Raw genomic sequence first — 6,051 nt, 5'->3', positions numbered from 1 at the left:
TGTAATAGAAGCGAATGCCTGATGATATTACTGAGGAAAGGTGCATATTTTCATTGATATGTAAATATGCACCTTTTCTATTGTATTTGCAATTTAATAAAGTTAATTTGAATTTATGTAACGCACATATATGAAGCCATCTTTTAAAAAAGGAAGTGATTTATCATACACATTCAAGCTGTGAAAATACCAAAGAATATTGAAAGTCATTTGTTTAAGCAACTTAGTAACTTGGTTTCAAATGAGAAGAAAGAACGAATGAAGCGTTTATTAAACTCATGCGACGTTAATAGGACCCTGATAGGGGATTTACTAATCCGATCTCTAATCTGCCAAAAGTATAAAATTAATAATGAAGAAATTAGATTTAAATATAATGAGTATGGAAAACCTTTTGTTGAAAATTTTTCTGACTTTCATTTTAATCTGTCACATTCAGGAGAATGGGTGGTTTGTACTACTGCTAATTTTAATGTGGGTATTGATATAGAAAAGATTTCAGAGATAGAGGCGCTTAAATTAGCAAAAGAATTTTTTTCAGCGGATGAATTTTATGATATATCTAATATGAATTCTGATGAACAAATTAATTGTTTTTTTGATTTATGGACATTAAAAGAAAGCTATATAAAAACGATTGGAAAAGGGCTTTATACCCCATTAAATTCATTCTCTATAAAAAAAGAATCACGAACTTTAATTTCATACAAGAATATACCTAAAAACTTTTACTTTAAACAATATAACATTGATCCAAATTATAAGTTATCTGCTTGTGCAACAAGGGATGAATTTCCGCAAGAGATAATAATTAAAGACATTTATGCAATTTGCCAAAATATATACAAATTTGAAAGTAAGGAGAAAATCAATGCAGAAGACTAAACTTTTTTGCTTTCCACATGCTGGGGGATCTGCTTTTAGTTACGCAAAATGGAAAAATCACTTTAATCCATATATTGAGGTAGTCCCGATAGAGTTAGCTGGTAGAGGATATAGAATTGAAGAAAACTTGTACGGAAGTATGGAAGAGGCAGTAAATGATGTCTACAATAAAATAGTTATGCAGATAGATGATTCGCCCTACATTCTATTCGGGCATAGCATGGGAAGTTTGATCGCCTATGAAGTAGCCAGAAAAATAAAAGATTCTAAAAACGTATCGCCTGAATTTCTTGTTTTGTCCGGTAGAAATCATCCAAATAGTAAAATAAAAAATATCCGACATAATCTTTCTAATGAGCAATTTAAAAGAGAAGTTATTGCAATGGGAGGTACACCATCTGGGGTACTGCAATCAGAAGAATTAATGGAGATTTTTCTCCCTATTCTAAGAGCAGATTTTAAAATCGTTGAGACGTATATTCATGACAAAAATACACAACCATGTGATATTGATTTTCTTATATTTAATGGGGAAAATGATGAATTTACTACATATGATCAAGTAATAAAATGGGAACGATACACAAGTAAAACGTGTACTTTTCATTCTTTTGAAGGTAATCATTTCTTTCTAAATGAAAATATTGAAGAAATAGCAAATAGTATTAAAAGAAAGTTAGATTCTAAAAGATTATCAAATAGTTTTTAGAGTTTTAAGTATACTCATAGCTAACAAAGAAAAATATGAAAGATGAAAAATACAGACATTGCTGAAATTTTATTGAATATATGCATAGAATTCTAAACGAACTGTTTAAAGGCAGAGACTCTAAGCAAAATGTATATGAATTAACTTTAGTTTAAGTTGGCTTTACCTATAATACCATTTAGAGTCTTTATTGTACTTAGTACAAAGTACATAACAGTTAGGGATGCTGTATGTAAAGCTAATAAATATGTGAAGTGAAAAGGCCGACTCTTATAATTATGAGTGGGCCTTTTGGTTTTATGGATATCAAATTAGTGAGCAACATTTCAAAGGGTATCTTGTGATATAACTAAGTAGAATTTTTTAAACAAGGGGATGATGAGATGAATAAATTGAAGGGGAAAATTGCATTAGTAACAGGGGCTAGTAGAGGGATAGGTCGAAGTATTGCCTTACATTTGGCACAGGCTGGTGCGTTAGTCGTTGTTCACTATAGTAAAAGAAAAGAAGAAGCAGAAAGTGTAGTGGATCAAATTAAACAAGATGGCGGTTCCGCATTTGCGATTCGTGCAGACTTAAGTACTTTTAATGGCATTAATAAATTGTATACAATGATGGATCAATCTCTTCAAAAATATATAGGTGATACTACATTTGATATCCTTGTAAACAACGCTGGAATTGGGCAGGTGTTAACGTTAGAGGAATCTACAGAGGAGTCTTTTGATGAGGTAATGAATATTAATGTGAAAGCTCCATTTTTCATTATTCAAAAGGCTTTGCCACGTTTAAGAGATGAAGGCCGGATTATAAATATTTCGTCTTTTGTCACAAGGGTAGCCTCCCCAAATGTTTTTGCCTACAGTATATCTAAGGGGGCAATAAATACACTCACTCATACTTTAGCTCAACAACTTGGTGTTCGTGGTATTACAGTAAATGCAATTCTCCCAGGCATAATTAACACAGAAATGAATGCTGAGACATTGGGCAACCAAGATGGACAAAAATATGCTGCAGGTTTATCGACCTTTAATAGGTGGGGAGAACCTAATGATATAGCTGATATTGTAGGTTTTCTTTCATCATCAGACAGTCGTTGGATAACTGGTGAGTTAATTGATGCAAGTGGTGGATCTTGCTTATAATATTAGAGGAAAAGCCAACTTAAATTAAGTTGACTTTGCAATTCTATTATTTGTTTGTTAAACCAGTGAACTATGTACCATTTTTTAGTTCTTAGAATAGTCACCTTGAGATGGGGCCAAATGTAGTAAGTCGATCAGGGGAGAGAACTAATTATGCTTTAGTATGATTTATGATAAGTATAAATGGTAAAAAGCAATGAATATGCACAATTTCATATGTAAATAGGTACTTTTTGTTAACTCTTTTAAAGGGAAGGAAATGTATGAAATTATTATGATAGAATCAATTTGTATTAAATCGAAAGGGGATGAGAGTATGCTAAAAAGAATGATTATAGGAGTTTCATCATTATTAGTGGGAGCAACAGTTGGTTTAGCGACTGATGTATCCGCAGCACCTGCACCACCATTAACATCATTAAATGTGGTAAAAGTTGAATCTCAATTAGGCGGGGTTGAATTTATTGGTCCTAATAATTTAAGTACAGCTAAAGATCACGGAGGGAGCTATTTATACATTTATACAAATGAAATGGGATATGGTAGAAATCCAATTGCTCAAATGAGTGGTCAAAAACTAAAAAAAGTAGATTCTAAGATGATTGATATAAATGGGGATAGAACAGTGGATGGATGGGAATATAAATGGGATGCTTCAGGACAGCAAAATGGGCAATTTAAATATCAAAATACATCTACAAATGCACCTTGGAATACATTATCTACGACATTAAATATTAAATAAACTAACAGAAGAATTCGATGTTATTTTTTTATGTTTGTTATATATGTAACGTTTGGATACCTAAAGGAGTCTACGTTTTTAAGTAGGCTCTTTCTAACTAATGATAAGATATCAGCAAATAGATAAACTATTTTTTCTAATCGACAAATTAAAAGTTTACATAACATTTTTCTGGTAAACAATTTTAGGTTTAATAGTGTAATCAATAAAGTAAGGAAATCTTTCATAAAATCAATTAAGTTATTTAATGGGTCTTTCATCATAAATATCTAAAACTACATATTTATGAAATTTTATAAAATTTTCACTTTATATTTAGTCCTAAATCATACGATTTTAATACAAAATACTATAATTTGATTAGTAATAGCAGTGAAAAAAACATTAAATATATCTAGATTTTAAAGCTAATGTTACTTTATTACGTAATTTGTTTAAAGGGATATATAGGGTTATTATTCAATGTAACTAAAATAATTTAAAAGGAGATAGGAAGTTATGTTTAAAGTAAAAACAAGGGGAAAAATAAAAGAAATTGTTATGGTTTCAACGGCTTGTACCATGTTGTCAATGTATGGAGCACCAATTTCTAGTACAGAGGCAGCAACTCGATCTCATGCCCCATCAGTTTATGTAACACCACAGAATACTGCTGCTTCAGATATTATTAGCATAGACTGGTCACCAGTCCAAACGGCACCTTATACATATTGGGCTGTGCATAACTGGAATCAGGGAGGAGAAGGTGGTGGTTATGCGGGCTTCCAACAACAAAGTGGTTTTGATCAATTCGGTAAACGTACCCTTCACTTTGCGCTTTGGGATCCAATAGCATCAAACCAAGCAATAAAAGCTGAATATTTATCGCCGACTTCAGAAGCCAGTAGATTTGGTGGAGAAGGAACAGGTCTAAAGGTACAAACAACTTATAATTGGAAAGATAGTGAATGGTATCGAATGACTCTACGTTCTTGGCAAGAAGATGGCCATACAAAGTTTGGCCAGTGGATAAAAGATAATAAATTAAATCAATGGAAGTTAGTTGCTATTATGGATCATCCAGTTGCAAATGTGGCATTTAACTATGGTTTATCGATGTTTCAAGAGGACTGGGCTGGTAATGGACAAGATGTAAGAGAAGCACGTCTTAAAAATGGATACAGCAGAAAAGTTTCAGATAAACAATGGAATTCTTGGAATAATCAGCGTATCTCTGGGCAACATGATACGTCCTATCAATACGATGGAGGAGCAACTTCAGAATATCTATGGGTTAGGGCAGGAGGAAATACTCAATCAACTATTGGTACTGGAAAAACCTTTAATATAAATCAGCCTAGTCAACCAGAAATGGGAAATTTAGATTTTGATATTCAAAATACTCGCTTTGAAGATGGAAAATTAAATGTTTCATGGAAATTGAAAGAACAAAGTACTCCACAGTTTAAAGGGAAAATTGAAATCTATGACAATGAAAAGTTAATGGGACAACCTTTGAAAGTAATCGATAATATTAAGTCTTACAAAACTGAGGTAAGTCAAACTATGCAATTGCCTCAAACGGCTTTTGCTAAAATTACATTAACAGACATATTTGATCGAACTGTAGAGAAAAAAGTAGAAATTACAAATGGAAATTCTGATATTTTAGTAGGGAACCAATTTGCATGGTCCCTAAAAGGATATAGTGATCGAGAAATTGCAAAAGTAGATTATAATAAAACAGCAGAAGAGCTGAAAATCAAATTAGAAGCTGGTGTGCCGCATTCTTATTTCAATAGCACATATGCAAGTATTAAAGTCCAGAACTCATCTGGTAGCGTTATGTACAATAAGGAAATTATGGGAAATAGACAACAAAATGCTGAAACCCAAACAGTACCTGTAAAAGTAGGAGATTATTTAGAATTCACTCATATAGAAGGGGAAGCAGCAAAGGAAAAAACGCGCGCAACATTAACGAATCTTGAAAATAACAAAAATGAGACTATTGGAAAGTCAGCAAGGTATGAGGTTACAAAAGAGGGATTAAAGAAAGTAGAAAAAATGCCAGAGACAACAATTCTAGATGGAAAACAATTTGCATGGTCCCTAAAAGGATATAGTGATCGAGAAATTGCAAAAGTAGATTATAATAAAACAGCAGAAGAGCTGAAAATCAAATTAGAAGCTGGTGTGCCGCATTCTTATTTCAATAGCACATATGCAAGTATTAAAGTCCATAATTCATCTGGTAGCGTTATGTACAATAAGGAAATTATGGGAAATAGACAACAAAATGCTGAAACCCAAACAGTACCTGTAAAAGAGGGAGATTATATAGAATTTACTCATATAGAAGGGGAAGTGGCGAAGGAAAAAACACGAGCGACTTTAACTAACCTTGAGAATGGAAAACAGGAATATATCGGAAAGAAAAGAACATATCGGGTTACATCTACAGGTTTAATCAGACAATAGACGTATTAAAAAGTTGGGGGAATCCCCAACTTTTTTTATCATTTTAGTCAAGAGGATTCCTTCTTCAAGGAATGCGAAGTGAGTAGGTGGAGATAAATTGGCTT

At 32.5% G+C, this 6,051-nt stretch carries 5 protein-coding genes; all 5 read left to right on the top strand.

Features of this window, described 5'->3' with window-relative positions:
- Positions 1-180: 180 nt before the first annotated feature.
- The 5 genes from MKY38_RS09900 (at position 181) to MKY38_RS09880 (ending at position 5,947) form a co-directional block, all read left to right on the top strand.
- Positions 181-885: a 4'-phosphopantetheinyl transferase family protein gene (locus tag MKY38_RS09900; protein ID WP_000701216.1), complete on the top strand. Its 705-nt coding sequence runs from the start codon at positions 181-183 to the stop codon at positions 883-885.
- On the top strand, positions 872-1,594 hold the full coding sequence (locus tag MKY38_RS09895; RefSeq protein WP_078439677.1) for a thioesterase II family protein: 723 nt from the start codon (positions 872-874) through the stop codon (positions 1,592-1,594). The genes MKY38_RS09900 and MKY38_RS09895 overlap by 14 nt, the downstream gene beginning before the upstream one ends.
- A 383-nt stretch (positions 1,595-1,977) precedes the next feature.
- The gene (locus MKY38_RS09890; RefSeq protein WP_025966186.1) at positions 1,978-2,742 is read left to right on the top strand and encodes an SDR family oxidoreductase; all 765 of its coding nucleotides are present in this window, start codon (positions 1,978-1,980) and stop codon (positions 2,740-2,742) included.
- 259 nt (positions 2,743-3,001) lie between these two features.
- Entirely contained in the window at positions 3,002-3,487 is a 486-nt protein-coding gene (locus MKY38_RS09885; protein WP_114556056.1) for a DUF4879 domain-containing protein, read from the top strand.
- 498 nt (positions 3,488-3,985) lie between these two features.
- Positions 3,986-5,947 carry a DUF3472 domain-containing protein gene (locus MKY38_RS09880; protein WP_341048853.1) on the top strand — a complete coding sequence of 654 codons (1,962 nt, stop codon included), beginning with the start codon at positions 3,986-3,988 and terminating at the stop codon, positions 5,945-5,947.
- Positions 5,948-6,051 lie beyond the last annotated feature (104 nt).

Source organism: Bacillus sp. FSL R5-0585, assembly GCF_038004545.1.
GTDB lineage: Bacteria > Bacillota > Bacilli > Bacillales > Bacillaceae_G > Bacillus_A > Bacillus_A cereus.
This window is presented reverse-complemented; position numbering and strand designations above follow the sequence as displayed.

Excerpts from the sequence above, each read along its gene's own strand:
- MKY38_RS09880 (WP_341048853.1), top strand. The coding sequence starts at position 3,986 with ATGTTTAAAGTAAAAACAAGGGGAAAAATAAAAGAAATTGTTATGGTT.
- MKY38_RS09890 (WP_025966186.1), top strand. The coding sequence starts at position 1,978 with ATGAATAAATTGAAGGGGAAAATTGCATTAGTAACAGGGGCTAGTAGA.
- MKY38_RS09885 (WP_114556056.1), top strand. The coding sequence starts at position 3,002 with ATGTATGAAATTATTATGATAGAATCAATTTGTATTAAATCGAAAGGG.
- MKY38_RS09895 (WP_078439677.1), top strand. The coding sequence starts at position 872 with ATGCAGAAGACTAAACTTTTTTGCTTTCCACATGCTGGGGGATCTGCT.